The 25,719-nt window shown below is 64.3% G+C and carries 31 protein-coding genes and 1 pseudogene; 19 read left to right on the forward strand and 13 right to left on the reverse strand.

From position 1 onward, the window contains the following. Positions 1-56: 56 nt before the first annotated feature. Positions 57-446 (reverse strand): glycine cleavage system protein GcvH, encoded by a 390-nt coding sequence (gcvH, locus tag SynTAK9802_RS11720; RefSeq protein ID WP_115081278.1) that lies wholly within the window; start codon positions 444-446, stop codon positions 57-59. 10 nt (positions 447-456) lie between these two features. Next, complete coding sequence (locus SynTAK9802_RS11725; RefSeq protein WP_186496418.1) at positions 457-1,749, reverse strand: methionine gamma-lyase family protein; 1,293 nt, start codon at positions 1,747-1,749, stop codon at positions 457-459. Between the two features lie 201 nt (positions 1,750-1,950). On the opposite strand from SynTAK9802_RS11725, the gene SynTAK9802_RS11730 reads away from it, so the two are divergent. From SynTAK9802_RS11730 to SynTAK9802_RS11760, 7 genes are all read left to right on the forward strand, one after another. Then, positions 1,951-2,808 carry an acyl-CoA desaturase gene (locus SynTAK9802_RS11730; protein WP_370586398.1) on the forward strand — a complete coding sequence of 286 codons (858 nt, stop codon included), beginning with the start codon at positions 1,951-1,953 and terminating at the stop codon, positions 2,806-2,808. A gap of 78 nt (positions 2,809-2,886) precedes the next feature. Further along, entirely contained in the window at positions 2,887-3,345 is a 459-nt protein-coding gene (rplI, locus tag SynTAK9802_RS11735; RefSeq protein ID WP_186496423.1) for a 50S ribosomal protein L9, read from the forward strand. A 71-nt stretch (positions 3,346-3,416) separates the two neighbouring features. Continuing rightward, entirely contained in the window at positions 3,417-4,820 is a 1,404-nt protein-coding gene (gene dnaB / locus SynTAK9802_RS11740) for a replicative DNA helicase (protein ID WP_115081281.1), read from the forward strand. 21 nt (positions 4,821-4,841) lie between these two features. Then, positions 4,842-6,773: a tRNA uridine-5-carboxymethylaminomethyl(34) synthesis enzyme MnmG gene (gene mnmG / locus SynTAK9802_RS11745; protein WP_186496425.1), complete on the forward strand. Its 1,932-nt coding sequence runs from the start codon at positions 4,842-4,844 to the stop codon at positions 6,771-6,773. A 24-nt stretch (positions 6,774-6,797) separates the two neighbouring features. Continuing rightward, positions 6,798-7,490 (forward strand): pilus assembly protein PilZ, encoded by a 693-nt coding sequence (locus SynTAK9802_RS11750; RefSeq protein ID WP_255487765.1) that lies wholly within the window; start codon positions 6,798-6,800, stop codon positions 7,488-7,490. Then, positions 7,487-8,086 (forward strand): chorismate lyase, encoded by a 600-nt coding sequence (locus SynTAK9802_RS11755; protein WP_170950531.1) that lies wholly within the window; start codon positions 7,487-7,489, stop codon positions 8,084-8,086. Before SynTAK9802_RS11750 ends, SynTAK9802_RS11755 begins: the two co-directional genes overlap by 4 nt. A 90-nt stretch (positions 8,087-8,176) precedes the next feature. Further along, positions 8,177-8,614, forward strand: a complete 438-nt coding sequence (locus tag SynTAK9802_RS11760) for a hypothetical protein (protein ID WP_186496427.1) — start codon at positions 8,177-8,179, stop codon at positions 8,612-8,614. Here SynTAK9802_RS11760 and SynTAK9802_RS11765 read toward each other — a convergent pair. Both SynTAK9802_RS11765 and SynTAK9802_RS11770 read right to left on the reverse strand, forming a co-directional pair. Further along, positions 8,611-9,147 carry a hypothetical protein gene (locus tag SynTAK9802_RS11765; protein WP_186496429.1) on the reverse strand — a complete coding sequence of 179 codons (537 nt, stop codon included), beginning with the start codon at positions 9,145-9,147 and terminating at the stop codon, positions 8,611-8,613. The two genes, SynTAK9802_RS11760 and SynTAK9802_RS11765, sit on opposite strands and share 4 nt — an antisense overlap. Before the next feature lie 105 nt (positions 9,148-9,252). Beyond that, positions 9,253-9,795, reverse strand: coding sequence for a SprT family zinc-dependent metalloprotease (locus tag SynTAK9802_RS11770; protein WP_115009846.1), 543 nt, complete (start codon positions 9,793-9,795; stop codon positions 9,253-9,255). 78 nt (positions 9,796-9,873) lie between these two features. On the opposite strand from SynTAK9802_RS11770, the gene SynTAK9802_RS11775 reads away from it, so the two are divergent. Genes SynTAK9802_RS11775 through SynTAK9802_RS11785 form a run of 3 tightly spaced genes read left to right on the forward strand, consistent with a single transcriptional unit; the run spans position 9,874 to position 12,510 of the window. Continuing rightward, positions 9,874-10,293, forward strand: coding sequence for a hypothetical protein (locus SynTAK9802_RS11775; protein ID WP_114987734.1), 420 nt, complete (start codon positions 9,874-9,876; stop codon positions 10,291-10,293). Beyond that, positions 10,286-12,328, forward strand: a complete 2,043-nt coding sequence (ligA, locus tag SynTAK9802_RS11780; protein WP_186496431.1) for an NAD-dependent DNA ligase LigA — start codon at positions 10,286-10,288, stop codon at positions 12,326-12,328. Before SynTAK9802_RS11775 ends, ligA begins: the two co-directional genes overlap by 8 nt. Continuing rightward, on the forward strand, positions 12,325-12,510 hold the full coding sequence (locus SynTAK9802_RS11785; RefSeq protein ID WP_115009844.1) for a hypothetical protein: 186 nt from the start codon (positions 12,325-12,327) through the stop codon (positions 12,508-12,510). The genes ligA and SynTAK9802_RS11785 overlap by 4 nt, the downstream gene beginning before the upstream one ends. Here the strand turns inward: SynTAK9802_RS11785 and SynTAK9802_RS11790 are convergent. The 5 genes from SynTAK9802_RS11790 to SynTAK9802_RS11810 are packed head-to-tail and all read right to left on the reverse strand — an operon-like array spanning position 12,486 to position 18,452. Further along, a complete protein-coding gene (locus tag SynTAK9802_RS11790) occupies positions 12,486-13,109 on the reverse strand; it encodes a TVP38/TMEM64 family protein (RefSeq protein ID WP_115009843.1) in 624 nt (207 codons plus the stop codon). The two genes, SynTAK9802_RS11785 and SynTAK9802_RS11790, sit on opposite strands and share 25 nt — an antisense overlap. A 34-nt stretch (positions 13,110-13,143) precedes the next feature. Then, positions 13,144-13,932, reverse strand: a complete 789-nt coding sequence (locus tag SynTAK9802_RS11795) for an ABC transporter permease (RefSeq protein WP_186496433.1) — start codon at positions 13,930-13,932, stop codon at positions 13,144-13,146. Then, positions 13,932-14,729: an ABC-2 family transporter protein gene (locus tag SynTAK9802_RS11800; protein WP_114987738.1), complete on the reverse strand. Its 798-nt coding sequence runs from the start codon at positions 14,727-14,729 to the stop codon at positions 13,932-13,934. Before SynTAK9802_RS11800 ends, SynTAK9802_RS11795 begins: the two co-directional genes overlap by 1 nt. Beyond that, on the reverse strand, positions 14,729-15,703 hold the full coding sequence (locus SynTAK9802_RS11805; RefSeq protein WP_186496435.1) for an ATP-binding cassette domain-containing protein: 975 nt from the start codon (positions 15,701-15,703) through the stop codon (positions 14,729-14,731). The genes SynTAK9802_RS11800 and SynTAK9802_RS11805 overlap by 1 nt, the downstream gene beginning before the upstream one ends. A 4-nt stretch (positions 15,704-15,707) precedes the next feature. Next, a complete protein-coding gene (locus SynTAK9802_RS11810; RefSeq protein WP_186496437.1) occupies positions 15,708-18,452 on the reverse strand; it encodes a valine--tRNA ligase in 2,745 nt (914 codons plus the stop codon). A gap of 35 nt (positions 18,453-18,487) precedes the next feature. On the opposite strand from SynTAK9802_RS11810, the pseudogene SynTAK9802_RS11815 reads away from it, so the two are divergent. Then, positions 18,488-18,796: pseudogene (locus SynTAK9802_RS11815) on the forward strand (mechanosensitive ion channel protein); the annotation flags it as partial. On the opposite strand, the gene SynTAK9802_RS11820 reads toward SynTAK9802_RS11815, so the two are convergent. Both SynTAK9802_RS11820 and SynTAK9802_RS11825 read right to left on the reverse strand, forming a co-directional pair. Then, positions 18,776-19,399: a 2OG-Fe(II) oxygenase gene (locus tag SynTAK9802_RS11820; protein WP_186496439.1), complete on the reverse strand. Its 624-nt coding sequence runs from the start codon at positions 19,397-19,399 to the stop codon at positions 18,776-18,778. The pseudogene SynTAK9802_RS11815 and the gene SynTAK9802_RS11820 sit on opposite strands and share 21 nt — an antisense overlap. Continuing rightward, on the reverse strand, positions 19,396-19,848 hold the full coding sequence (locus SynTAK9802_RS11825; RefSeq protein ID WP_186496441.1) for a protein phosphatase: 453 nt from the start codon (positions 19,846-19,848) through the stop codon (positions 19,396-19,398). Before SynTAK9802_RS11825 ends, SynTAK9802_RS11820 begins: the two co-directional genes overlap by 4 nt. Before the next feature lie 54 nt (positions 19,849-19,902). On the opposite strand from SynTAK9802_RS11825, the gene SynTAK9802_RS11830 reads away from it, so the two are divergent. From SynTAK9802_RS11830 to SynTAK9802_RS11855, 6 genes are read left to right on the forward strand one after another with little or no spacing between them, the layout of a single operon-like run. Further along, positions 19,903-20,160: a hypothetical protein gene (locus SynTAK9802_RS11830; protein ID WP_006852028.1), complete on the forward strand. Its 258-nt coding sequence runs from the start codon at positions 19,903-19,905 to the stop codon at positions 20,158-20,160. A 20-nt stretch (positions 20,161-20,180) separates the two neighbouring features. After that, positions 20,181-21,089 (forward strand): oxidoreductase, encoded by a 909-nt coding sequence (locus tag SynTAK9802_RS11835; RefSeq protein ID WP_186496443.1) that lies wholly within the window; start codon positions 20,181-20,183, stop codon positions 21,087-21,089. Positions 21,090-21,139: 50 nt separating this feature from the next. Beyond that, the gene (locus SynTAK9802_RS11840) at positions 21,140-21,550 is read left to right on the forward strand and encodes a transcriptional repressor (protein WP_114987764.1); all 411 of its coding nucleotides are present in this window, start codon (positions 21,140-21,142) and stop codon (positions 21,548-21,550) included. Further along, positions 21,547-22,284: an MBL fold metallo-hydrolase gene (locus SynTAK9802_RS11845; protein ID WP_186496445.1), complete on the forward strand. Its 738-nt coding sequence runs from the start codon at positions 21,547-21,549 to the stop codon at positions 22,282-22,284. The genes SynTAK9802_RS11840 and SynTAK9802_RS11845 overlap by 4 nt, the downstream gene beginning before the upstream one ends. A 38-nt stretch (positions 22,285-22,322) precedes the next feature. Beyond that, entirely contained in the window at positions 22,323-22,559 is a 237-nt protein-coding gene (locus tag SynTAK9802_RS11850) for a high light inducible protein (RefSeq protein WP_186496447.1), read from the forward strand. Between the two features lie 58 nt (positions 22,560-22,617). Next, the gene (locus tag SynTAK9802_RS11855; protein ID WP_115009834.1) at positions 22,618-22,923 is read left to right on the forward strand and encodes a TIGR03894 family protein; all 306 of its coding nucleotides are present in this window, start codon (positions 22,618-22,620) and stop codon (positions 22,921-22,923) included. 84 nt (positions 22,924-23,007) lie between these two features. On the opposite strand, the gene SynTAK9802_RS11860 is transcribed toward SynTAK9802_RS11855, so the two are convergent. Continuing rightward, positions 23,008-23,193: a hypothetical protein gene (locus SynTAK9802_RS11860; RefSeq protein WP_115081295.1), complete on the reverse strand. Its 186-nt coding sequence runs from the start codon at positions 23,191-23,193 to the stop codon at positions 23,008-23,010. A gap of 215 nt (positions 23,194-23,408) precedes the next feature. Next, complete coding sequence (locus SynTAK9802_RS11865; RefSeq protein ID WP_170951434.1) at positions 23,409-23,561, reverse strand: hypothetical protein; 153 nt, start codon at positions 23,559-23,561, stop codon at positions 23,409-23,411. Positions 23,562-23,685: 124 nt separating this feature from the next. On the opposite strand from SynTAK9802_RS11865, the gene SynTAK9802_RS11870 reads away from it, so the two are divergent. Both SynTAK9802_RS11870 and SynTAK9802_RS11875 read left to right on the forward strand, forming a co-directional pair. Continuing rightward, on the forward strand, positions 23,686-23,889 hold the full coding sequence (locus SynTAK9802_RS11870) for a hypothetical protein (protein WP_186496449.1): 204 nt from the start codon (positions 23,686-23,688) through the stop codon (positions 23,887-23,889). A 263-nt stretch (positions 23,890-24,152) separates the two neighbouring features. Then, positions 24,153-25,484, forward strand: a complete 1,332-nt coding sequence (locus SynTAK9802_RS11875) for a site-specific integrase (protein ID WP_186496450.1) — start codon at positions 24,153-24,155, stop codon at positions 25,482-25,484. Positions 25,485-25,719 lie beyond the last annotated feature (235 nt).

The raw sequence follows: 25,719 nt of genomic DNA on the forward strand, positions 1-25,719 counted from the left end.
CCCGCCGGTCGATCGTAAGAGCGAAGCCCCGGCGCTGATGCGAGCCAGCGTTGATGTCAGCCGGCGTTGACCTTGGCGCCGTAGGCCTCGGCGGTCATCAGGCTGTCGAGCTCGGAGGGATCCGACGGACGCAGCACCAGCAGCCAGCCCTCACCGTGGGGGTCGTTCTGCAGTTCCTCCGGACTGGCAAGCACCGCTTCATTGCGTTGCACCACCTCACCGGCAATCGGTGCATACATGTCTTCCACGGCCTTCACCGACTCCACCGAGCCAAAGCTGGTGCCCTTCGCCAGGCTGGCGCCCACATCCGGCAGATCCACGAACACGATGTCGCCCAGCTGATCAACGGCGAAGGCACTGATGCCCACCCGAACCAGCTCGCCATCGGCATTGGCGTACTCGTGGCTGTCGGCGAAGCGAAAGGAGTCGGGGAACGCGAACGCCATCGAGGCAGTTTCAGGTGGACCCAGTCTGCGGGAGATTGATCAGTCCTGCCGCATTGAGGTCACACAACGCACGGGAGAGGGCCAGGCGGATGTGGGCGCGATGGGTGCCGCCCTGCACATAGAGGTTGAACGGTTCCCGCAGCGGCGCATCGGCCGAAAATTCACTGGTGGAACCATCGATGAAGGTCCCCCCGGCCATCACCAGATCCGAGGCATAGCCCGGCATCGAGGCCGGCACTGGATCGAGATAGGCCCCGATCGGCGACATCGCTTGGAAGGCACGGCACACCACCTTGAGGGCATCGGGACTGCCCAGCCGCACCGCCTGAATCAAATCGCTTCGCACGGCACCGGGCGCTGGATTCACGGGAAATCCCAGCCGCTCAAACACCCCCGCCACCAGATCGGCGCCAATCAAGGCCTCCGACACCATCTGCGGTGCCAGGAAAAGCCCCTGCAGCACCAGCCGCTGCAGGTCAAATCCCGTGCCGCCCTCACTGCCGATGCCCGGCGCCGTGAGCCGGCAGCAGGCCTGCTCCACCAGATCGGCCCGTCCCGCGATGTAGCCGCCGGTGGGGGCGATGGTGCCGCCAAGATTCTTGATCAACGATCCAGCGATCAGATCCGCCCCAACCGCCGTCGGTTCCTGCTCCTGCACCAACTCGCCGTAACAGTTGTCGACAAACACAACGCAGTCGGGCTGGCGGGCATGGATGCGCTCACACAGCCCGGCGATCTGCTCAACCGTGACCGACGGACGCCAGCTGTAGCCGCAACTGCGCTGGATCAGCACCATCCGGCAGGGCTGCTCCAGGGCCTGGTTCAAGGCCGCCTCATCCACCGCCCCATTCGGCTGCAGATCGATTTCGTCGTAGGCAACCCCGAATTCCGCCAGGGAACCCTGGCCCTTGCCGCGCAGACCGATCACCTCCTCAAGGGTGTCGTAGGGACGACCCGTGATCGAAAGCAGACGATCCCCGGGCCGCAGCACGCCGAACAGTGCAGCGGCGATGGCGTGGGTGCCGCTGACGAATTGCAGGCGCACCGCGGCGGCTTCGGCCCCCAGCACCTGGGCAAAAACCCGATCCACCACCTCGCGCCCCTGATCCCCGTGGCCGTAACCGGTGAGCGACGCAAAGTGCTGGGTGCCAACGCGCTCCGCCGCCAGGGCCTCCAACACACGCTGCAGGCGTTGCTCCACCGCCGCCGTCCTCGCTGCAGCCAGGTCGGCCTGCTCCCGCGCCACCGCGTTGATCAGGTCCTCTGCAAACGCACTGATCACCACTTGCCTGACGGATGTCATGCCTTCCTAAACCCTGGCTAACACCAGAATTCACAACGCGGGGAGCCGCTGCGATGCGGCAACTCCTTTAGATTTCTGTCACTAACGGCACCATCCGCTCCCTGGTTTTCCTGTCTGAGCGGCTTTGTCAATCCAAGGAGAATCCGCTTGGTTTCCTCGCAAACAGCTGACACCCGCGAGCTTCGGCAGCGGGCCGCGGTGATGGCACCGCGTGACCGACTGCCCGCGCGTCAGCGCAAATTCAAGATGGGAACCACCAGCTTCATGCTGGTGATGCACGTGCTCGCCACCGTGGCGCTGCTGCCGCGCTTCTGGAGCTGGCAGGGCGTTGTGGCCTTTGGCGTTCTCTATTGGATGACGGTCCTGGGCGTCACCCTGGGCCTGCACCGTCTGGTGGCGCACCGCAGCCTGGTGGTGCCGGTGTGGGTTGAGCGCATCCTGGTGCTGATGGGCACCCTGGCCTGCCAGAGCGGCCCGATCGAATGGGTGGGTCTGCACCGCCATCACCACCGTTTTTCGGATCAGCCCACGGATCACCACGACGCTGGCCGTGGCCTGTGGTGGGCCCACAGCGAATGGATGCTGCACGACATCCCGGCCCTGAAGGAACTCGACCGCTACGCCGGCGACCTGCAGTGCGACCCCTTCTACCGCTGGCTCGACCGCTGGTTCCTGCTGCTGCAGATCCCCCTGGGCCTTGGGCTCTACTGGTTCGGTGAAGTCTCCCAGGTTCACGGCGGTGGCCTTGGCCTGGTGCTGTGGGCCATTCCTCTGCGCCTCGTGGTCGTGTACCACGTGACTTGGCTGGTGAACTCCGCCACCCACGCCTTCGGGTACCGCAATTTCGATTGCCCTGACCTCTCCCGCAACTGCTGGTGGGTGGCACTGCTCTCATTCGGTGAGGGTTGGCACAACAACCACCACGCCCATCCGGCGAGTGCACGCCACGGTTTGCGCTGGTTCGAGTTCGATCTCACCTGGCAGCACGTGCGCCTGCTCAAGCTCCTCGGACTGGCCAGCCGGATCCGCACGGCCCGCTACGTCCCCGGAGCCTCCTGAGGCTCAAAGCAACTTTCAACAACCGGCCACGTCGTAACGTGGTCGATCGCACCCGTCTCCATCCTTCATACCGGTCCCATGCCTAAGCGTGTACAAGTCGTTCTGAATGAGGACGTCCTCAGCCTCGGCAAGGACGGAGACCTGGTGGAAGTGGCTCCGGGTTATGCCCGCAACTTCCTGCTGCCCTTCGGCAAAGCTGTGCCCCTCACCCCTGCGGTGATGAAGCAGGTGGAGCACCGCCGGGCCAAGGAAGCTGAGCGTCAGGCCGCTCTGAAGCAGGAAGCCCTCGACTTCAAGACCGCCCTCTCCACCATTGGTCGCTTCACCGTGAAGAAGCAGACCGGTGAAGACAACGTGCTGTTCGGCACCGTCACCAACGGTGACGTGGCAGAAGCCATCCAAACCGCCACCAAGAAGGAGATCGACCGCCGCGACATCGTGGTGCCTGAGATCCACCGCACCGGCAAGTACACCGTGACGGTGAAGCTGCACAGCGAAGTCACCGCTGAGATCAACCTGGAAGTGGTCGGCTACTGATCGCTGTCAATTGACACTCAAACGGCTCATTCGAGCCAGAGTGTGATCCCTTCGCTTCACGCCCTGCCGCCATGGTGAGCGTCCCCCTACCAGAGAACAACGATGGGGGACGCCGTGGTTTTGGCAAAGGCCGCGACGATGAGCCCAATTTCGAGGCTCTGCCCGATTCGCTTCCGCCCCAGAACCTGGAGGCGGAGGAAGCGGTGCTGGGCGGCATCCTGCTGGATCCCGATGCAATCGGGCGTGTGGCCGATGTGCTGCAGCCGGAAGCGTTTTATCTGAACGCCCACCGGGAGATCTTCCGCACCGCCCTGATGCTGCACGGCCAGGGCAAGCCGACGGATCTCACCGCCATGAGCGCCTGGCTGGCCGACACCGGCGCCCTCGAGAAGGTGGGCGGCAACAACCGACTGGTGGAGCTAGTGGAGCGGGTGCCGTCCACCGCCTCGATCGAGCAGGTGGCCCGGCTGGTGATGGACAAGTTCCTGCGCCGCCAGCTGATCCGCTCCGGCAACGAAGTGATCCAGCTGGGCTTTGATCAGAGCCTGCCGATGGAGCAGGTGCTGGACCAGGCAGAACAAAAGATCTTCGCCATCAGCCAGGAGAAACCCTCCAAGGGGCTCACCCCCACCGCCGAAATCCTCACCCAAACCTTTGAGGAGATCGAAAGCCGCTCGCTGGGCACCTCGGTGGCCGGCATCCCGGTGAACTTCTACGACCTGGATGCGATGACCCAGGGCCTGCAGCGCAGCGACCTGATCATCGTGGCGGGCCGGCCGGCCATGGGCAAAACCTCGATCGTGCTGAACCTGGCCAAGAACGTGGCCCAGCTGCACGACCTGCCGGTGTGCCTGTTCTCCCTGGAGATGAGCAAGGAGCAGCTCACCTACCGCCTGCTCTCGATGGAGGTGGGCATCGAAGCGGGCCGCCTGCGCACCGGCCGCCTGCAGCAGGAGGAATGGCCGCTGCTGGGCCAGGGCATCAACAGCCTGGGGCAACTGCCGATCTTCATCGATGACAAACCCAACTCCGGCGTGCTGGAGATGCGCTCGCTCTGCCGGCGGCTGATGGCCGAACAGGGCAAGGAGCTGGGGCTGGTGATGATCGACTACCTGCAGCTGATGGAAGGCTCAGGGTCCGACAACCGGGTGCAGGAGCTGTCGCGCATCACCCGGGGCCTGAAGCAAATGGCCCGGGAACTGAATGTGCCGGTGATTGCCCTCTCCCAGCTGAGCCGGGGTGTGGAGGCACGCACCAACAAGCGACCGATGCTGAGCGACCTGCGGGAATCGGGCTCGATTGAGCAGGACGCCGACCTGGTGCTGATGATCTACCGCGACGAGTACTACAACCCGGAAACACCGGACCGCGGCATCACCGAAGTGATCGTGACCAAGCACCGCAACGGTCCGGTGGGCACGGTGAAGCTGCTGTTCGAGCCGCAGTTCACCCGCTTCCGCAACCTGGCGGCCTGAGCCAACTCAGATAATGGAGGCATGAGCTTCAGCGCCTCCCCCACCGAATCCTTCGACGTGATCGTGGTCGGCGGCGGCCATGCAGGCTGTGAAGCGGCGATTACGGCCGCCCGCCTGGGCCTGAACACCGCCCTGTTCAGCCTCAATCTCGACCGCATCGCTTGGCAGCCCTGCAACCCGGCCGTCGGCGGCCCCGCCAAAAGCCAGCTCGTCCATGAAGTTGATGCCCTCGGTGGGGTGATCGGTCGCCTGGCCGATGCCACCGCCATCCAGAAGCGCATCCTCAACGCCAGCCGCGGCCCCGCGGTTTGGGCCCTGCGCGCCCAGACCGACAAACGTCTCTATTCCCGCCAGATGCTGCAACTGCTGCAGCACACCCCCAACCTCGCCCTGCGCGAAGCGATGGTGACCGGCCTGGAAACCACCGGGGAGGGCGAGCAGCAACGCATCAGCGGCATCCGTACCTATTTCGGCAGCGTCTATGGCGCTGAAGCGGTGATCCTCACCGCCGGCACCTTCCTCGGCGGCCGCATCTGGGTGGGGCATCAATCGATGGCTGCCGGCCGCGCCGGTGAACAGGCTGCCGAAGGCCTCACCGAAGCGCTGCAGCAACTCGGCTTTCAGACCGACCGGCTCAAAACCGGCACCCCTGCCCGGGTGGACCGGCGCAGCATCGCCCTCGATCAACTGGAGGAGCAGCCGAGCGATGCGGCCGATCGCTTCTTCTCCTTTGACCCGGCCGCCTGGGTGAGCGGTGAGCAGATGAGCTGCCACATCACCCGCACCACCGCCGAAACCCATCAGCTGATCCGCGACAACCTGCACCTCACCGCCATCTACGGCGGTGTGATCGACAGCAAAGGTCCGCGCTATTGCCCCTCAATCGAAGACAAGATCGTTCGCTTTGCGGACAAGGACAGCCACCAGATCTTCCTCGAGCCGGAGGGGCGCGACACCCCGGAGATCTATGTGCAGGGCTTCTCCACCGGCCTGCCCGAACCGATCCAACTGCAACTGCTGCGCAGCCTGCCGGGCCTGGAGCAAGCGGTGATGCTGCGACCGGCTTACTCGGTGGATTACGACTATCTGCCCGCCACCCAGCTCAAGCCCTCCCTGGAAACCAAGCGGGTGCGCGGGCTGTTCAGCGCCGGCCAGCTCAATGGCACCACGGGCTATGAGGAAGCCGCCGCCCAGGGCCTGGTGGCTGGCGTCAACGCCGCCCGGCTGATCGGCGGCCAGGAGCCGGTGCACTTCCCCCGCGAAGGCAGCTACATCGGCACGATGATCGACGATCTGGTGAGCAAAGACCTGCGCGAGCCCTACCGGGTGCTCACCAGCCGCAGCGAATACCGGTTGATCCTGCGGGGCGACAACGCCGACCGCCGTCTCACACCGTTGGGCCGTGAGCTGGGCCTGATCGACGACCGGCGCTGGCAGCTGTTCGAAGACAAACTCCAGGCGATGGAGGGCGAAAAGCAGCGGCTGGAAACCGTGCGGCTCAAGGTGAGCGATCCAGTGGCCCCGGCAGTGGAAGAGGAAACCGGTGCAGCGATCAAAGGCTCGATCACCCTGGCCGACCTGCTGCGCCGGCCCGGCATGCACGCCGCCGATCTGGTGCGCCATGGCCTGGCTGATGCCGATCTGCCCCTGCCCGTGCGCGAGGGGGCGGAGATCGACATCAAATACAGCGGCTACCTGCAACGGCAGCAGCAGCAGATCGATCAGGTGAAACGCCAGAGCCAGCGCAAACTGCCGGCCGATCTCAACTACGCCGGCATCGGCACTCTTTCCAACGAAGCCCGGGAAAAGCTCACGGCGATTCAACCCAGCACCCTGGGGCAGGCCAGCCGCATCCCTGGCGTCAGCAAAGCCGACATCACCGCCCTGCTGATGTGGCTGGAACTGCAGCAAAGGGAACGCCAACCCCTCGCCCCCACCGCAGAAGCTCGATAGCGTTGGACTCCTGAAACCTCTGCAGTGTCAGCCCGGGTTCCCACCTCACGTGCCTATTGGAACCTGCGGGCTGAGCAGGTGATGGACAACGTGTTCGACCGCGAGACGGTCACTGCCCCAAGCCAGCCGCACCTGGTGCCGGTGGATGTGGATGTGCACGAACCAACAACCAAGCCAACCGAATCCAGCGAACGCCGCTCCCCCTCCACCTGGCTGCTGCCGCTGATCAGTGGCATCGCCGTTGCCGGGGTGATCTGCAGCGCCTGGCTGGTGAGCAGCCTGCAACGCTCCCGCCTGGAGCTGGAACGGAAGCAAAACGCCACCCTGATCGAGAAGCTGCGCGAGCAAGTGACGGCCCAAGAAAACCGCGCCGAAAAGATGGCAACGCCCGAGGAGGCCTCCCTTGCCATCCAAAGCCTCGAACCGCTGACCGTGCCGATCCAACAACCACCGATCCAACAGCCGTTGACGGTTGAGCCCCTGGGCAGCGATCAGGCATTGGCACCGATGGGACCGATCCCGCAACTCACCGGTGTGGTGAAGGGCCCCGGTGGCAGCAGTTCCGCCATTTTTCAACTGGGGCAGGGATCGGTGTCCGCCGGCATCGGTGAAGCGATCGGCAGCAGCGGCTGGGTGCTCAGCGAGGTCACCGACAGCGGTGCCGTGATCAGCCGCAACGGCCAACGCCAAACCCTCTCGGTGGGAGGGCTGTTCTGAACCCAACCCCCCGTCTTCACCCATCCCCGCACCAGCTCTGGCAAGCCCCCACCGATGCTGTGCTCTCAGCGGAGGGGCCGCGTCAACTGCCCGGCCCCTGGCGGCTGATGCTGCTGGGCGATGGCAGCCCAACCCGCCACCTGCGCCTGCTCACCGGTTCGCCCGTTGCCGTGGATCTGATCGCCATGGAGGCCGACCAGACCGACCACCCCGGGGCACCGGAGGAGGTGAAGGAATTGATGGCACCACTGCTGCGCCGCCAGGTGTGGCTCACCTGCGGCGGCACCCCGCTGGCCTGGGCCGAAAGCTGGTGGAACCAGGCCGAGGCGGATTGGCACCTGCGGGACCGCAACCAGCCGATCTGGAAAAGCCTCACCGAAGGGCGCTCCGAGCTGTTCCGTGAGGTGGATGGCTTGGCACTGGTGGAGGGTGACTGGCTCGACCAGACCTTTGGCCATCGCGGCCCCTACTGGAGTCGCCATTACCGCTTCTTCCGCCAGGGCAAGGCCCTCACCGTGATTCGCGAAGTGTTCAGCCCGCAACTCGAAACCTGGCTCGGACCCACGCTGCGCCAGGAGTTTCAACAAAATTCATGAACAAACCTGCGGGTTTGTTGGGATTTGCACTTGACAACTTGCCATTGGTTGTGCTCACAGGAAGATGTACCCAATTCGGTGCACCGTGTCATGGCTGCCACCACCTCCTGGCTCAGCCTTACCGACCTCGGTCGGATCTACGGCATTTCGGCGATTCACTGCGGCAAGACCCTCGAAAATCAAGGCTGGCGTGACAGGCGGGGTCGCCCCACCCAAAGCGCCCTTGACGCCAATGCCGCCATGCAGACCGGCCCCCATGGCCAGGGACGCACCGTGCTCTGGAACCGCACGGTCTGCAGCGAGCTGCTGGAACAGAAGGGCTATGAGCCGATGAGCCGAAGCCTGCAAGTGGAGCAGTGGACCCAACTACTGGAAGCCCTGCAGGTGGGATCCCCATCGATCACGGCCACAGCCGACCAGATGGCGGAAGAGATGCCCGGAGAACTGCTCGAGGATGTGAACCATCAGCTCGCTGCACGGGGTTGCCGCTACCGGGTCAGCCCACGCTCATTGCACGCGAGGCATTAGTCGATCCGGCGGCGGCTGGAGCGCGGCAAGGCCCGGCGGGAGCCGGTGGGATTGGGCGCGGCTTCGGGTTCCGGACGAGCTGCCGGCTGGGCAGAGCGCGACCAGCGCTGCACCCGGAAGCTGTCGTCCTCCGGCCACTCGCCCTGGTCTGCTGCGTTGAACTCCTGAGCCACAGGTGGCGTTGATGGGGGCGCTGGAGTCTGCGCTGCTGCTCCGCGGCGGCTGCGGCGGGAGATCGCATCAAGGGGGCGACGGGCGGAACGCATCGAACGTGCAGGCTCTGGCCGACCACGGCCAGCCTCTTGCCAGGGCTCCTGCCAGTCGTCGTCCTCCTCCAACAGCCACTCGACCTTTTCGCCGACCCAGCGGCCCACCGAATCGAGATCCAAACCGGAGCGCCGCCCTCCAGGCCGTTGTCCTGGTCGACGACCGGACACCCCATCGACGAGCTGACGGCCGGTTTCCAAGAACTGGTCAAGACGGCGATCCCGCTGATCACGGAACCGGTCCAACCGATCGAAACGCTCCTCCATCCCCTGACGTTACCGACGGCGGCGGCGCAACCACTGTTCCCGCTGCAATCCCAGCAACACAATCACCACACCACCGCACTCCAGGGTGAGCCAGAACACCTCCATCTAGCCCTCCGCCTCCACATAACTGAGCACGCAGCTGGCATCCCAGCGTCCATGGAAATGCTCGACGCAACAGGCCCGGCACGCGGCATTACGTGTGCGCCTTCGGCATGGAGTGCGACGGCCGCAACGGGGACAGACCGCCAGCCAACGGGGCGGCCGGGGCGGCACGGGATAGCTGTGGCGAATGCTCACCTGAAACCGGCTCTGGGCCGCATTGATGGCGGCCATCCGGGCCCGGAACAGCGGCCCGTGGCTTTCGCGGCGACGCTGCACCAGATCAACCCAGGCGTGGATCATCTCGTGGCAGAGCGTGCTTTCCGTAGCGATCTGCGGTAAGGGCTCAAGCACCGGCCGCGACAGAACGATCTCGCTGCCGCGGCCCTCACCCACACCGGGGCCACGGCGATAGAACCCCGCCGTGCGGCTCATCCGGCCATCGCTCCAGCGCACCGCCGTCAGCGGCTGACCCCCATCCACCAAAGCACCGCCGAAATGCTCCCGGTTGAGGCGGTGAAACAGTGGCAGCAGGGGCTGCAAAGGCACAGAACGGGGGGGAGGAGATCCGAATCAGCGCCATCCTGCCGTGGTCAGTCAGACTCGGCCCTGCTTTGACAGCTGGTGATGGAACTGGGACTGGTGCGGGAGATCGGCAGCAAAGCTCTGCTGGCCGGGGGTCTCACCCTGCTGGGGTACTGGATCTACAACGCCGTGAAGCTGGTGCTCGACGCCCGCGGCATCAATCCCCTGATCAAGCAGTTCTTCACCCAGGTGGCTGCCGGCCGCATTGATGCCGCCTACCTGCTCACCACCAAGGCCTACCGCCAGCACGTGAGCCGCCAGCAGTTCATCCGCTTCCTGGCGGGCCTGAAGCTGAACAAGTTCCGCAATCTCAAGTCCGGCCGCCCCCGCGTACAGGAAGGCAACTTGATCCTCACCGTGAAGCTGAAGTCCGAAGGCGACGAAGAGCTCCCCCTCGACTTCACCTTCACCAAGGTGGACGACAACTGGCGCATTGCCCGCATCAACCAGGTCAATGGCTGATCCGCACGAGCGGGCCGCGGAACTGCGGCAGCTGCTCAACCGTGCCGGCCACGCCTATTACGTTCTCGATGCGCCAGTGATGGAGGACGCGGTCTACGACCGCCTCTACCGCGAGCTGCTCGAACTAGAACAGAACGATCCGGGCCTGCAGCGGTCCGACAGCCCCACCCAGCGGGTGGGCGGAGCTTCGGCGGAGGGGTTCACCAGCGTTGAGCACCGCGTGGGCATGCTCAGCCTCGACAACGCCTTCAACCGCGACGACTTGCAGGCCTGGCACGAGCGGCTGCTCAAGGTGCTGGACCGTCCCAGCGACACCCGCCTGCCCCTGGTGGGGGAACTGAAAATTGACGGCAACGCCCTGGCCCTGAGCTACCGCAATGGGGTGCTGGAGCGGGCCGCCACCCGGGGCGATGGCAGCCGCGGTGAAGAGATCACCGCCAACGTGCGCACGATCAGTTCCATTCCGCTGCGGCTGCAGATCGAGAACCCACCGGAATGGGTGGAAGTGCGAGGGGAGGCCTTCATCCCTGATGCCACCTTCGCGGCGATCAATGCCGAACGGGAGCAACGGGGTGAAGCGCTGTTCGCCAATCCCCGCAACGCCTGCGCCGGAACCCTGCGCCAACTGGATCCGAAGGTGGTGGCCGCCCGCCGGCTCGACTTCTTCGCTTACACCTTGCACCTGCCGGGTGACGCCCAACCCCCCGGCCAATGGGCGGCTCTGGAGTGGCTGAAGACGGCCGGTTTCCGCGTGAACCCGAACCGGGAACGCTGCGAAGACCTGGCCGCCATCCAGCGCTTCTGCGACCACTGGGAGCAGGGACGTCATGACCTCCCCTATGCCACCGACGGCGTGGTGGTGAAGCTGGACGACCTGCAGCTGCAGGACGAAGCCGGCTTCACCCAGAAGGCCCCGCGCTGGGCCATCGCCCTCAAATACCCAGCCGAAGAAGCCCCCACCCGTCTGCTCCGCGTTGGTGCTCAGGTGGGCCGCACCGGTGCCATCACCCCCGTGGCTGAATTCGAAGCAGTCGCCCTGGCCGGCACCAGCGTCAGCCGCGCCACCCTCCACAACGCCGATCGAATCGCAGAACTGGATCTGCATCTGGGCGACACCATCGTGGTGCGCAAAGCCGGGGAGATCATTCCCGAAGTGGTGCGGGTGCTGCCGGAGCTCAGGCCCAGTGACGCCACCCCGGTGCAACTGCCGCAGCACTGCCCCGAATGTGGCTCCAACCTGGTGCGGGAGGGAGATGAAGCCGCCACCCGCTGCGTGAACAGCAGCTGCCCGGCGATCCTGCGGGGTGGCCTGCGGCACTGGGTGAGCAAGGGTGCCCTGGATGTGGATGGGCTCGGCAGCAAGTTGATCGAACAACTGGTGGACCGCGGCCTGGTGGGCTCGCTGGCCGATCTCTACCGCTTGGATGCGGCCCTGCTCGCCAGCCTGGATCGGATGGGCGACAAGTCGGCCACCAACCTGGTGGAGGCCCTGGAGGCCTCCAAACAGCAGCCCTGGCATCGCCAGCTCTATGGCCTGGGCATCCGCCACATCGGCGAGGTCAACGCCAAAGCCCTCGCGGCCGCTTTCTTCAGCATCGACAGCCTGGCAGCAGCAGCGCTGGAGTCCCCGGAGCAGATCGCCGAACTACATGGCATCGGCCCGGAAATCAGCGCCAGCCTCGGCCAATGGCTGCGCACCCCTGCCAACCAGCAGCTGCTGCAGGACTTGCGCAGCGTTGAGCTCTCCCTGGAGGCGAGTGCCTCCGAACAGGAGGCCGCCAGCCAAGCCGGAGCTGACGCCGACGGCGTGCTGCGGGGCAAAACCCTGGTGCTCACGGGCACACTCCCCAACCTCAGCCGCAGCGAAGCCAAAGCGCTGATCGAAGTGGCCGGTGGCAAGGTGAGCGGCAGCGTCAGCAAGAAAACCGACTACCTGGTGGCGGGCGAAGCCGCCGGCAGCAAACTGACCAAAGCCGAGAGCCTCGGGGTGACGGTGCTCAGCGAAGCCGACCTCACCGCCCTGCTGCAGCCATGAGCCCATCCACACCTGCCCTGCACCGCTGGATCAAGACCGACTGCGGACGGGCCAAGTTGGCTGAGCTGCAGCAGCGCACCGGCCCAGCCAAGCGCGCACGCCTGGCCTGGTTCATCCTGATCGCTGCCCTGCGGGACTGGCGTCTGCCCAATCCCGATCAGAGCGACGTCTCCACATCCTGAAGCGCCCGCCGGGCCGCTCGGCTCACCAGCCAGACCACGGCCAGCGTGGCGAGCACCCCCACCAGCCGCAGCGCCCAGGTGCCGGCATCCGCCTCACCCCCCAGCACCTCACCGAAACGGGCCACATCGCCGGCCAGTGCCCCCAAACCGCAGAACAGCACCGTGCCAGGGAGGATGCCGATCAAACCGATGCTGTAATCCCGCAGGCTCACCTCACTGAGGCCGTAAGCCAGGTTGAGCAGCGAGAAGGGGAAGGCGGGCGAGAGGCGCGTCAGCAACACCAACTTCAGGCCCTCCTTGCTCACGGCCCGCTCCACCGCCTGCAACTTGGGGAGCTGCTCCAACCGGCGCCGGGCCCAGTCGCGCAGCACCGACCGCCCCAGCAGAAACACCACCACCGCCCCGAGACAGGCCCCAACAAACACCAGGCCACTGCCAAGCCAGGTGCCGTAGAGCACCCCGGCCAGCATCGACGCCCAAACCCCCGGCAGCAGCAGCGTCACCCAGAGGGCATAGAGCGGCATGAACAGCAGAGCCCCAGCGGGGGAGCGCAGCAGCTCCAACACATCCGGCAGCCAGTGCTGAACCAAGGAGATCAAGCGAAATCACCCACACATGGCGTGGAGCATTGCACTAACTCGATGCTGAGGTGTAGAAGCGCAGGGCAAAGAGCCAGAAGGCCCGCGCCGCCGCAAAGAACAGCACCGCAAGAGCCAAGCCCGCCAGAAGCATCGGTGCGGCGGCCTCACCCAGCAGCACCTGGGCCGGAACCGTGGTGAGAAAGGCCACCGGCAGCACCAGGGTGAACAACAGGCGCAGGGCAGGCGGATAGGCGTTGAGGGGATAACGGCCGGAGGCCAGCAGGGCCCGCAACACCTCAGTGGCATTCCAGGTTTTGACGAACCAGATGCTGGTGGCGGCGATCAGAAACCAAAGCGAATAGAGGATCAAGCCACCGGCCAGCAGCATCACCAGCACGGTGAAGAGAGACGACAGGCTGAACACCACATCGGCCTGATGGCTGCCCCAGGCCAGAAGCCCAAGCCCCAGGCCGATCTCCGGCAGCCCCGCTGGCGAAAGCGTGCGCAGCGACAACCAGAACTGGCTGTCGATCGGTTTGAGCAGCACGAAATCCAGGGTGCCCTCACGCACATGGGTAACGATCGCCCCGAGGTTGGGGCGCAACCAGGTGGTGGCCATGCCATCGAACACCGTGTAAAGCCCCTGCACCATCAGGGCCTGGGCCCAGCTCCAGCCCCCCAACGTTTGATCAGGGCCATAGAACAGCGAGAGCAGGAACAGGCTGCCGCTCAGGCTCATCGCCACCGCCAACAGCTCGATCAGCACGTTGGCCTGATACTCCAGCTGCACGGCCACGGCCGTACCCCAGAAGCGACGCAGGGTTCGCCAGTAGCGCCCCATCAGGCCCCCATGGCGCTGTAGCGCCGCACGCCGGCCCGCCAGAGCAGCAGCACCAGCGGCAACAGCAGAGCGATCCAGGCCAGTTGCGCCCCGAAGCCCGCCAACAGATCCACCGGCTGGCCCGCCAGCACCCGGGCCGGGAAGTCGATCAAATACGGGAAGGGCGTCCACTGGGCCAGGGCCCGCACCGCCGGCGGAAAGGCCGTGAGCGGTGCCAGCAGACCGGACAGGAACAGGAAGGGAATGAACTGCAGACGCTCCAAGGCACTGGCCTTCTCACTCCAGAAGCAGAGGGCCGCAATCAGGCTCTGAAACAGAAAGGCGATGGCGAAGGCCAGCCAGGTGGCCAGCCAGGCCAGTAGGAAGCCCCCCAACGACGGCAACCAGAAGGCCTGGGGCCGCACCGCAAAAAACACCGCTGCGATCAGAGCCGCGAAGGGCAGACGGGTGAGCTGCTCGCCGAGGTGAGCCGCCACATAACGCCAGAGCGGATGCAGCGGTTGCAGCAGGTAAGGAGAGAGCCGGCCCAGCAGGGCGTCTTCCTCGAAGGCGTAGACCACCCACACCACCGAGAACTGGCGCACCAGAAAAGCGCTGAGGAAATAGCGATCCAGGGCTACACCATCCAGCCCCAGCCCTGAGCGCGCGTCGCTGCCGCTCCAGACGCTGAGCATGATGAACGGCAGCACCCCGGACAAAGCCCAAAGGGCGATCTCGGCGCGGTACTCGAGCATGTGGGCGTACTGGGAGCCCAGCAGCACCCGGATGATCCGCCGGTTCAGCCCGAAGATCCGCATCAGACGCGCCCCTGCCGGAACAGACCACCGATCAGCTCCTCGATCGGTGGATCGGTCACATCCAGATCACGAACGGGGAAGCGATCCAGCAGTTGCGCCACCACGGCGGTGAGCTGATCGCGGGGCACCAGCAGCCGCACATCACAGCCCTCCAGCTGCTCCAGACGCCCCAACCCCGCCAAGTCATCGGCGGAAACGGGCGACTCCAACTCGAGCCGCACCTCCCGCTCCGGTGCCAATTGATCAGCCAGCGCTTCCAGGGGACCGTCGTGGAACAACCGCCCCTGATGGATCAGCAGCACCCGCGGGCACAACGCCGTGATGTCAGCCATGTAGTGGCTGGTGAGCAGCACCGTTGCCCCCGTGCGGCGGTTGTACTCCGCCAGGAACTGCCGCACCCGGGCCTGGGCATTCACATCCAACCCCAGGGTCGGTTCATCAAGGAACAACACCTCCGGCTCATGCAGCAGCGCCGCCAAAAGTTCGGCCTTCATCCGCTGGCCCAGGGAAAGCTTGCGCACCGGCCGGGTGAGTTCCTCCCCCAGCTCCAGCAGATCGGCCAGCTCCTTGATCCGCCGCCGGGCCACAGCATCGGGAATGCCGTAGACCGCCGCATTCACCCGAAGCGAATCCATCGGCGGCAGGTCCCAGAGCAGTTGCTGCTTCTGCCCCATCACCAGGGTGATCCGGCGCAGAAACTCCGCCTGGCGCCGCTGGGGCCGGTGCCCCGCCACCTGCACCTCGCCAGCGCTGGGGTGGATCAAGCCGCAGAGCATCTTCAAGGTGGTGGTTTTGCCGGCGCCGTTGGCACCGAGAAAACCCACCATCTCTCCGGGCTCAATCCGGAAGGAAACATCCTGCACCGCGGTGACGTCCCGAGTGCGGCGGCGGATGAAATGGCGCAGGGTGCCAGCCAAGCCGGGCTGCTTCTCGGCAACCCGATAAATCTTGCTCAGCCCCTCAACCCGAATCACCGACTCAGCTCAGATCCGCCAGGCGCTTGCGGGCCAGATCGGCCTGGGCCTGCTTCTCATCGAGGTTGGCCTGGCATTCCGCCACCACCTCCGGCGGGGCCTTGTCGGCGAAGTTGGGGTTGCCCAGCCGGCCCGCCAGGCCCTTGATCTCCTTCTCCGCCTTGGCGATGTCTTTCTCCAGGCGCCCTTTCAGCGCATCGAGATCCACGAGGCCTTCGATCGGCAGCAGCACCTGCAGCTCACCGCTCACCCCCGCCAGGGCCTTGGCCACCGGAGCCGCATCGGCCTCTGCCGGCGCCATCACCACCACCGACTCCGCTCGCGTCAAGGCTGTGATGTCGGCCGTGCCCTGAGTGAGCACAGCCGCCAGCTCGCCGCGGCCGGTGACGAAGCGCACCGGCACCGATTGCGAGGGCTTGAGGCCCGCCACCGCGCGCAGGTTGCGCACCACACGGATGGCACCGATCAGCTCAGCGAACGAGGCTTCCAACGCATCATCCAGAGCGCTCTCATCCAGCTCCGGCCAGTGCTGGAGGGCCAGGAAGGTGGTCTCCGGCTCGCCGGTGACGCTGTGCCAGAGCTCCTCAGTGAGGTGGGGCATCAGCGGATGCAGCATCAAGTGCATCTGACTGATCACCTTGGCCAGCACCTGCTTGGCCACCTGCTGATCGGCGAGGGCCTCAGTCGAGGGGTTCTCACCGGGGTTGAGCCGGCGCTTGCTCAGCTCCAGATACCAATCGCAGACGTCGTTCCAGGCGAACTCGTAAAGCCCCTTGGCGGCTTCACCCAGGCCATAGCTGCTGTAGCGCTCGGCCGTCTCCCGGTTCACCCGGGCCAGGCGGGAGAGGATCCAGCGATCGGCCAGCTGCAGGGCCGCGGGGTCGGGTTCACCGAGTTGGGCCGGTGTTTCGCCGCCCAGGTTCATCAGGGCGAAGCGGGTGGCGTTCCAGAGCTTGTTGGCGAAGTTGCGCGAGGCCTCCACCGTGGCGGAGGTGTCCTTCTTGCGGTCATAGTCCAGGCGGATGTCCTGACCTGCACCGGCCACCTCCCGCACCAGGGCGAAGCGCAGAGCATCGGTGCCGTAGCGGTCAATCAGCAGCAGCGGATCGATGCCGTTGCCAGCGCTCTTGCTCATCTTGCGGTTCTGCTCATCCCGCACCAGGCCGTGGATGTAGACGTCCTGAAACGGCATCTCGCCGGTGAAGGCGCCGGCCATCATCGTCATCCGGGCCACCCAGAAAAAGATGATGTCGAAGCCCGTCACCAGGGTGCTGGTGGGGTACCAACGCTGCAAGTCAGCACTGTCTTCATCGGGCCAACCGAGGGTGGAAAAGGGCCAGAGGCCACTGGAGAACCAGGTGTCGAGCACGTCTTCGTCTTGCTCGATCTCCGCCGCCGCGCCGTACTCCGCCTTGGCCTTCTCCAGGGCTTCGGCTTCGTTGCGGGCCACCACGTAGGGCGTGGTGTCGGTGTACTTGCCGCCGGTCTCGCTGATCACGAACCAGGCGGGGATGCGATGGCCCCACCAGAGCTGGCGGCTGATGCACCAGTCGCGGATATCGGTGAGCCAGTCGCGATACACCTTCTGCCAGCGCTCGGGGATGAAACGGGGGTCCTGCTTCTCGAGGGCCTCACGACAGCGAGCCGCCAGGGGGTCGGTTTTGACAAACCACTGGGTGGAGAGCAGCGGCTCCACCGGCACCTTGCCGCGATCGGAATAAGGAACGCTGTGGCGGTAGTCCTCCACCTTCACCAGCAGCCCCAGCTCCTCCAGGCCAGCCACCACGGCCTTGCGAGCCTCGAAGCGATCAAGCCCCTCGAACTGGCAGGCCTCCTTGTTCATCGTGCCGTTCTTGCGCATCACCGTGATCTGGGGCAGACCGTGGCGCTGGCCGATGGCGAAATCGTTGGGGTCATGGGCCGGCGTCACCTTGACGCAGCCGGTGCCGAACTCCTTCTCCACGTGGTCGTCGGCCACGATCGGAATCTCCCGCCCCACGAACGGCAGGGTGAGGGTCTGGCCCACCAGATGGGCGTAGCGCTCGTCGGTGGGGTTCACCGCCACCGCCGTGTCGCCCAGCATCGTTTCGGGCCGGGTGGTGGCCACTTCAAGGTGGCCGTCGCCGCTGCTGAGCGGATAGCGGAAATGCCAGAGGTGGCCGTCCACCTCCTTCATCTCCACCTCCAGATCACTCACCGCCGAACCGGAGGCGGGGCACCAGTTCACCAGGTATTCACCGCGGTAAATCAGCCCCTGCTCGTGCAGCCGCACGAAGGCCTCCTTCACCGCCTCATTCAGACCTTCATCAAGGGTGAAGCGCTGGCGCTTCCAATCCACGGAATACCCCAACCGCCGCAGCTGGCCCACGATGCGGCCACCGCTTTCGGCCTTCCACTGCCAGGCCCGCTCCAGAAACGCCTCACGGCCGAGGTCGTGGCGGGTCTTGCCCTCCTCTTTGAGCTGCTTCTCGAGGATCGTTTGCACCGCGATCGAGGCGTGATCGGTGCCGGGCAAGCAAAGAACGTTCTTTCCCGCCAGGCGCTGATAGCGCACGATCGTGTCGATCAGGGCCGTGTTGAAGGCATGGCCCATGTGCAGGCTGCCGGTGACGTTCGGCGGCGGGATCACCACAGAGAACGGTTCACCGGGGGCCTTCGGGTCGGGATGGAACGCTCCCTGGTCCTCCCAGGCCTGCTGCCAGCGGGCCTCCGTGCCAGCCGGGTCGTAGGTCTTGGCCAGTTCGGGCACAGGAGGCAGGGAGTTCAGTCAAGCCATGGTCGCAAAAGGTGCTGCAGTACCCACCACCACAGGCGTTCACGGTGGATTTCGCAGACTCCTCGATCAACTAAAAACTGCTGTTCTGGGTGCGCAATCCCCTGGAAGCTTTTGCGGTCGGCAGCGACCTCCGCCAGGCGATCTGGACGGCGTTCGACAAGAACGGCATCGGCATTCCCTTCCCCCAGCGCCAGGTGTATCCGATGGAATGGCCCCCCTCCAAGGAACAAACCCACCGGATCGGCAGCCCCACCAATCAGCTCCAGGCCGAAGCAGACAGCGATCCTGCCAACGACTCAGCTGGCGAGACGCCGTAGGTAGTCCTCCTGGCGTCCGGCGTTGATCCAACCGGTGGCGATCAACTTGCTGGCGCTCTCATTCACCCGTCCGCGGTGAATGTGGGACGGACCGGCCGGAAAGATCACCAACTTGCCCCGCTCCGCCGGTTCGTGGTGGTCCTGCCAATGGAACTCGGTGCCAGCCTCATCCACGTCGTTGCAATAAAGAATCCAGGCCAGCACCCGGTGCTCCGGTTCGGTGGCCTCATCGCTGATGGTCCAATCGCAGTGCCATCGCTTGAACCCTTCCCCCGGGGCGTAGTGCTGGAGGTTGAAGATCGGATTCACAAACAGGCTCTGCTGCGGGCAGCACTGCCGGAACAACGGCCGCTCCTGCAGATAGCGCTCCAAGCCGGCCGTCACCCCCCGCAGGATCAGTTGCGAGAGGGCAAAGGATTCGGGTTCCGAGCGATCAATCGCCACCAGGCTGATGTCGGTGCTCTGTTTCGCCGGTTCCCCCTCAGCCTTGGGCCCGAAGGCCACGCCAGGCCGCTGTAAGTCGACCCGGCGCTCGAAGAACTCACACACCGCATCGGCCACCGAGGCGTAACCGGGATTGCTGTAGCGCCCGATCAGGTTCATGCCGCGGCCTCCAAGCGAGGAATCGCCACCACAGCATCGAGCTGCTGCCAACGCGACCGGTCAGCCACCACATGGTCCTGCAACTGCACCTGTTCGATCACCGTGGCAGCCCGCTCAAGATCCAGGGGAACACCCGGGCCCATCGGCAGCACCAGCACCTGCTGCTCAGCCGGATCGGCCATCACCTGCAGATCGAGGGCCTCCAGCTCCCGCTCAAAGAACACCCGCCGCATCCGGGTGGTGAGGCTTGGCCCAAGCGCCTCGACGAACCGGGCCATGCCGGCTTCATCCCCGGAGCTGCCGCAATTCAGCGACAACCAGATCAGCAGCTTCACCCAACTTTCCGCCGTCCACAGGGGTTGGAAGCTTTCCCGGTGCTGCCGCACCAGCTCAGCAATTGAAAAATCAAACAGCGTGGCCTGCAGGCCAGTGGCATCAGCGGAATCCATGCTGTTCATCCTCTCCTGCGAAAGGTCAGACTGGGGCGACTGGCTATTCGCACCATGGCCCTGGACCTGAACGATCCCGAACTCGAGTTCTCCGATCTGGTCTACGCCTACCAGAGCTGGGTGATGGCGGTGATCAATGACGAAAAGCTGGACAGCGACGACAAGCTGCTCACCGACGACATCGCCGAGGACGCCCTCAACTCAATGCGCTTCCTGCCGGGTGAGGTGACCAACGCCATCGAAACGAGCCTGGCCCGCGTCTACGACGTGGACGCCGACGAACTGGCCGAGCTGCTCTTCCCTGAGGACTGAGCCCAGGCTCAGATGACGCGATGGGTTGGTCCACGGCTGACATCCCGAACCAGCAGGGCCGTATCGCCCTGATCACTGGAGCCAACAGCGGCCTGGGCCTGGAAACAGCGCGCGCCTTGAAACGCTGCGGTGCCACCGTGGTGTTGGCGTGCCGCAGCCCCCGCAAAGCCGAGAGGGCCAAGCAGGAGTTGCTGCAGGAGCGCGATGGGGGAGCGGTGGATCTGGTGGACCTGGATCTGGCGGACCTGACCAGCGTGCAACAGGCGGTGGCCACCGTCGGGGAGCGCTACGGCTGCCTTGATCTGCTGATCAACAACGCTGGCGTGATGGCACCGCCGCGCCGCACCACCGCCCAGGGGCATGAATTGCAGTTCGGGGTGAATCACCTGGGGCACATGGCCCTGACCCAGGCTTTGCTGCCGCTGCTACAGAACCGGCCCGATCCCCGCGTGGTGACGGTGACCTCCGGAGCGCAGTACTTCGGCAAGATCCGCTGGGACGATCCCAGCTGGAGCAAGAGCTACGACCGCTATGGCGCCTATGGCCAAAGCAAACTCGCCAACGTGATGTTTGCCCTTGAGCTGGATGCACGCCTGCGCGAGCAGGGCAGCCCCATCCGCTCCCTGGCTGCCCATCCCGGCATCGCGCGCACAGACCTACAACCCACCGCAATCGCCAGCGTCGGCAACCGTTTCGAGGCTCTGGTCTACCGGCTGATGGATCCCTTGTTCCAAAGCGCCGGCATGGGTTCCCTGCCCCAACTGCATGCCGCCACCGCGGCGACTGCTCAGGGTGGCGAGCACTACGGCCCTGAGCAGTTCGGCGGCTTGCGGGGTGCACCGGCGCTCTGCCGTGTGGCTCCAGCAGCGAACCAACCTGCCGAACGGCAGCGGCTCTGGAGCTTGAGCGAGCAGCTGATTGGTGGCTGAATCCCACGCTGTGATGTTGAGTGGCTGCTGGTTGGTCGCCCTTTGAAACCATGGCCACTCGCCGCCCTGCCACCCAGATCAATGCCCGCCAGAAGGTCTTGCTGGCGAACCTGCAGGCCTGTGGTGATGAGATGAGCGGTCAGCAGCTGCACCGCAGCCTGGAGCCCGAACAGGCCATGGGCCTTGCCACGGTCTACCGGAATCTGCGCCAGCTGCAGCAACGGGGCCTGGTGCGCTGCCGCCACCTGCCCAATGGCGAGGCGCTCTATGCGCCGCTGGAGCGGGATCGCCACCACCTCACCTGCGTCGATTGCGGCAAGACCCAGGCGCTCGACCACTGCCCGATTCACGACCTGGAGGTGCCCGAAGACGGTCGCAAAGGCTTCGATCTCCTGTTTCACACGCTTGAATTCTTTGGTCTCTGCAGCGACTGCCGCGAGCGGCAGCAAAGCCCGTCATGACCCTGGCCGCCACGTACTACGGAGCCAATGGCTGGTTGCTCGAATTCGATGATCTCCGCGTTCTGGTGGATCCCTGGTTGCGCGGCAGCCTGAGCTTCCCCCCCGGGGAATGGCTGCTCAAAGGGGAACTGCCCTGCGAGCGCAAGGCGCCCGAGAAGCTGAACCTGCTGTTGCTCACCCAGGGGCTCGCGGACCACGCCCATCCGGAAACCCTGGCGCTTCTCCCCAAGGACCTGCCCGTCATTGGATCAGCGGCGGCTGCACGGGTGGTGGAACGCCTGGGCTTCACCAGCGTGAAAACCCTCTCCCCCGGAGAGAGCATTAACCACCAGGGCCTGCAGGTGCGCGCCAGCGCCGGTGCACCGGTGCCAATGGTGGAAAACGGTTATCTGCTCGAGCATCCGGCCGGATCGCTCTATCTCGAACCCCACGGCTTTCTGGATCCAGCCCTGGAGCCACAGCCACTGGATGCCGTGATCACGCCGATGGTGGATCTGGGGCTGCCGGCGCTTGGAGCCTTTGTTAAGGGCTGCTCCGTGGTGCCGCAACTGGTGGAACGCTTCCAACCCACCACGGTGCTCGCCAGCACCTCCGGCGGTGACGTGCGCTTTGGCGGCGCCTTGAGTCGGGCCCTGCAAATGAAAGGATCCGTGGCCAGCACTGGTGCCCAGCTGCCGGCCAGCAGCTCCTGGACCGATCCAAGACCAGGGGAACGACTGCTGCTGAAAAACTGATTTTTCGGATTAAGCTTTGTAACAACATCTTGAATTCGATGAAATCCACGCAAGCCAGCGATTCCTGGTTCCATGGCGTCGCTGCCCGCGACATCCACATGGAGCAGCTCAAAAAGGCCGAACGCTTCAACGGCCGTGCCGCCATGGTCGGCATCGTGATCGGAATCATCACCGAAGGGCTCACCGGTGCCGGCATCGTTCACCAGATCGGGCTGGGTCCCCTGGTGGATGGCTATGCCGCCTGCCGCACCCAATTCCTGCCCTTCTGCTTCTGATTCGGAAGGGGGACCACCCCCCCGATGACGAGAATGGTGCGATTCACGTTCGAATCGAATGGCTGCTGACAAGGAACTGCTGAAGGAAGTGGCCCTGGAGCTGTGGAACACCACCAAAAAGCTTCGTCCCGGCCTGCCCAAAGCGCCTCGCGCCCAGCTGGTCTTAAAAGCCCTGCTCACCATCGGTGACATGAGCGATCAGCTGGAAGCCGCCATGGTGCTTGGAGTGATTGAGGCGCAGGAGCCCGACGATGAGCCCGGGCAGGGAGAAGCGGCCGGCGAAGACAAGACGGTGTCTGAAACCGATGCCAAGACCGAGCGAGAGACCCCCAGGGTTGTGCGCAAGCGCTCCAGCAGCCGCTGATCAAGACTTCCAAATGACAAGCCACCCATCCCGCTCCCTCCCTGGGGATGGGTCAAGCTTTTGAAGGCGCTTCGGCAAGACGGCTTAACGCTGCAGAGCAACCACAGCCGCAGCGGCAGCAAGAGCCACGATTCCAGCCATCCAGATGCTGCCTTGGCGTTCCAACAACCACGCAGCGTTGCGAGAGATCGACAACCTGCCAGTTGCCAACAGCGCAGTGAACCCCACCAGCAGAACCACGGGAACCACAAGCGCCAAGACCAACTGCATCACAAAGTGCCTTTGAGGCCTACCTTCCAATGATGATGTGGTGGCAAATCGAGCTACGTGTCTACGTCCGCACCACAGCCTGAATCTTGACTCTGTTGATCGTCACGGCCGGTTTCATTGGTCTGCTTTGGCTCACGCAAAGCCTGATCAGACGTGGCATGGATGACGGCTGCAACAGCTGAGGCGCCTTCATTCCGCTGACGGGACGAACCTCGTCAGCGATGCCTGGGCTCCCCTGGGGCCTGCTCGGCTTCCGCCTTCAGGAAACGGCGATGCTGAGATGAGGCATAGCCGCTGAGGTCAATTCTGCTGGCATTGCTGCCAGCCTTTCGCCACTCCCTCGGGGGAGTGCTGGATCTTCGGTTCATGGGATCGAGTTATCGGTTCTCGCGCAGTGGGCCTTCAATCAGGCTCTTTGGCGTCGCCCCACCTTTGCACACCTACCCATCCGACGCACCGAACGGATGAGTAATTGCAGCTACGGCGAGCCATTTGAATCGGACCGATACTCCGCCCAACAGCAAACGGCTTGTGACTCCTGAAGAGCAGTACGTGCAATGCATGGACGCTGCCTACGCCGCTGCTGACAAGGAGACCTGCCTGAAAATGATGCGAAGGGCAGAAGGCGTCCTGCGCGGTGAATTCAGCGCCCAGCCAACAGGCGATGGCCCTGGAGAGCGAGCGTTGGCGAGCTGAAGCAAAAAACCAACGAAACCCAGGGCAGCACTGCGTTTTGAGATGGGCGATACTGGGATCGAACCAGTGACAATCTCCTTGTAAGGGAGACCGTCAAACTGAAAGCCGAAATCGATAAAACCTTCAAATCACTGGCCAGACCGTTGAGCACGACTGGTTTCTAAGCCAGAGAGCTTAAGCCGTGCTCCGTCCTGTCGTTGCGTGTCACGACCAGTTGGAGCACACTTTGGAGCACGCCCACCGATTTGGAGCACGCCCCTCAAATGAACCGCAGCGCACAGCCCTGGGAAGCAGAGATGCGGGCCAGCAACAAACGTGCGAACGGTTGCGGATGGACGATCCGCCAGTTGAAGGGGAGATGCCAAATCACCATGAAGCTGGAGTCAGGCAGGAAGCCTTCGGTGCTGACCGAGATCCCCTGGCAGCCCGACAAAAGCCTCAGCATCCTCAACGCGGTCCAGGAGATCCGTGCCTTCATCGAGAAGGGCAACAGCATCCAGGAGGCCAACGAGATGCGCCTCAAGGCCCTGGGGAAGGCAAGCGGCAAGGCTCCGGCGCTCCGGGAGTTCGATTGGGTCGCCGCGGCCGATGACTTCCTCAAGTCGATGGAGAGCCGCCGGGAAGGAACCCTCGACGACCTTCGGATCAGAGTCCGCCGGTTCAAGCTCACGCTGAAGTCCCGGCCAACCCCAAACGACGGCCCATCGCTGATACGGGCCTTCGCTCGGCTGTACTTCGACGAGGTTTATCCCCCGGATCACCGAAAGGCCGGAAAATTAAGACTGCCGCCCGGCAAAGATGGCCGCCGCCGGAACCTCCGGGACGTGGCCCGGATACTGCGGCACGGCGTCGAAGAAATGGGAGCACCTGAACGATGGCTGCCACTTCCACCGAAGAAGATGAGCGGCCTGATTGGCTCAGCAGTTACTGAAACAATCACTAAGGCAAAAACTATTCCTGTCTTGCCTGAAGATTTCGAAGCATTGTTAGACAATCTCGAAGCAGACGGAAAGCTGGAACTAAGGCTTGCCGTGGGCCTAGTTGGACTTTATGGGCTCAGGCCATCCGAGCTTGCGGTGATGCGGCTCGAGGATGACGGGAAGCTGTACGTCGGCGGTCAGGTCAAGCGCGACGCCAAAGCCATCGAGCAAGGAACGGAGAAGCCCGAGCGCCTGGTCAAACCCCTAGACCTCAATAGCAGAGAGGGCTTAGGGAAGGAGCTGGCAATGCTCTGGTACAACGGCAGGGGAAAGAGGAAGCTCCCGCTGGCGATCAGAAACGAGATCGCCAAAGTCGAAGAGAAGAACACCTTCAAGGAAGTCGGCGCAGCCTTCAGCCAGCTACTGACTCGATACAGATATTGGAAGATTCTTGTTAAAAAGACGCCAGGATTGAAGCCGTACGGACTCAGGCACGGCTGGGCATGGCGCGCCCACAAAAACTCAGAAAAGCAATTACATTATTCCCAGGCAAGCGCGTTGCTAGGACACACAACCCGCGTTCATTTGGATTATTACAGCTCCTGGGTGAGCGAAGACGAGCTGGAAAAAGCCGTCGAGGAATACAACCAGAACCTCAAAAGTGTTGCGTCCTGAGATGACATGTGTCATCGTCTCGATGTGAATCACTCCGGTGATCCACTGCCGCGGGACGCATCTTCGCCGACCCCCGCGAAAGGCCCACTCTCTGAGTGAGCGTGACGGTGCAACTGGTCTCTGACCTCGTCCCCTACGTCAAGGACGGCCGTTGCTTTCGCGAGAAAGCATGTTGCCCAGACCCAATACATCAATGGTCTGGCGGTACCGCCGAAAGAACAAAGGGCCTGGGAAG

This window comes from Synechococcus sp. TAK9802 (assembly GCF_014279535.1).
Classification (GTDB): Bacteria; Cyanobacteriota; Cyanobacteriia; order PCC-6307; family Cyanobiaceae; genus Parasynechococcus.

Bases quoted from the DNA above. Each gene is read 5' to 3' on its own strand.
- gcvH (WP_115081278.1), bottom strand. From the start codon at position 446: ATGGCGTTCGCGTTCCCCGACTCCTTTCGCTTCGCCGACAGCCACGAG.
- SynTAK9802_RS11725 (WP_186496418.1), bottom strand. From the start codon at position 1,749: ATGACATCCGTCAGGCAAGTGGTGATCAGTGCGTTTGCAGAGGACCTG.
- SynTAK9802_RS11730 (WP_370586398.1), top strand. From the start codon at position 1,951: ATGGCACCGCGTGACCGACTGCCCGCGCGTCAGCGCAAATTCAAGATG.
- rplI (WP_186496423.1), top strand. From the start codon at position 2,887: ATGCCTAAGCGTGTACAAGTCGTTCTGAATGAGGACGTCCTCAGCCTC.
- dnaB (WP_115081281.1), top strand. From the start codon at position 3,417: ATGGTGAGCGTCCCCCTACCAGAGAACAACGATGGGGGACGCCGTGGT.
- mnmG (WP_186496425.1), top strand. From the start codon at position 4,842: ATGAGCTTCAGCGCCTCCCCCACCGAATCCTTCGACGTGATCGTGGTC.
- SynTAK9802_RS11760 (WP_186496427.1), top strand. From the start codon at position 8,177: ATGGCTGCCACCACCTCCTGGCTCAGCCTTACCGACCTCGGTCGGATC.
- SynTAK9802_RS11765 (WP_186496429.1), bottom strand. From the start codon at position 9,147: ATGGAGGAGCGTTTCGATCGGTTGGACCGGTTCCGTGATCAGCGGGAT.
- SynTAK9802_RS11775 (WP_114987734.1), top strand. From the start codon at position 9,874: ATGGAACTGGGACTGGTGCGGGAGATCGGCAGCAAAGCTCTGCTGGCC.
- ligA (WP_186496431.1), top strand. From the start codon at position 10,286: ATGGCTGATCCGCACGAGCGGGCCGCGGAACTGCGGCAGCTGCTCAAC.
- SynTAK9802_RS11785 (WP_115009844.1), top strand. From the start codon at position 12,325: ATGAGCCCATCCACACCTGCCCTGCACCGCTGGATCAAGACCGACTGC.
- SynTAK9802_RS11795 (WP_186496433.1), bottom strand. From the start codon at position 13,932: ATGGGGCGCTACTGGCGAACCCTGCGTCGCTTCTGGGGTACGGCCGTG.
- SynTAK9802_RS11800 (WP_114987738.1), bottom strand. From the start codon at position 14,729: ATGCGGATCTTCGGGCTGAACCGGCGGATCATCCGGGTGCTGCTGGGC.
- SynTAK9802_RS11820 (WP_186496439.1), bottom strand. From the start codon at position 19,399: ATGAACCTGATCGGGCGCTACAGCAATCCCGGTTACGCCTCGGTGGCC.
- SynTAK9802_RS11825 (WP_186496441.1), bottom strand. From the start codon at position 19,848: ATGGATTCCGCTGATGCCACTGGCCTGCAGGCCACGCTGTTTGATTTT.
- SynTAK9802_RS11830 (WP_006852028.1), top strand. From the start codon at position 19,903: ATGGCCCTGGACCTGAACGATCCCGAACTCGAGTTCTCCGATCTGGTC.
- SynTAK9802_RS11835 (WP_186496443.1), top strand. From the start codon at position 20,181: ATGGGTTGGTCCACGGCTGACATCCCGAACCAGCAGGGCCGTATCGCC.
- SynTAK9802_RS11840 (WP_114987764.1), top strand. From the start codon at position 21,140: ATGGCCACTCGCCGCCCTGCCACCCAGATCAATGCCCGCCAGAAGGTC.
- SynTAK9802_RS11845 (WP_186496445.1), top strand. From the start codon at position 21,547: ATGACCCTGGCCGCCACGTACTACGGAGCCAATGGCTGGTTGCTCGAA.
- SynTAK9802_RS11850 (WP_186496447.1), top strand. From the start codon at position 22,323: ATGAAATCCACGCAAGCCAGCGATTCCTGGTTCCATGGCGTCGCTGCC.
- SynTAK9802_RS11855 (WP_115009834.1), top strand. From the start codon at position 22,618: ATGGCTGCTGACAAGGAACTGCTGAAGGAAGTGGCCCTGGAGCTGTGG.
- SynTAK9802_RS11860 (WP_115081295.1), bottom strand. From the start codon at position 23,193: ATGCAGTTGGTCTTGGCGCTTGTGGTTCCCGTGGTTCTGCTGGTGGGG.
- SynTAK9802_RS11865 (WP_170951434.1), bottom strand. From the start codon at position 23,561: ATGAACCGAAGATCCAGCACTCCCCCGAGGGAGTGGCGAAAGGCTGGC.
- SynTAK9802_RS11875 (WP_186496450.1), top strand. From the start codon at position 24,153: ATGAACCGCAGCGCACAGCCCTGGGAAGCAGAGATGCGGGCCAGCAAC.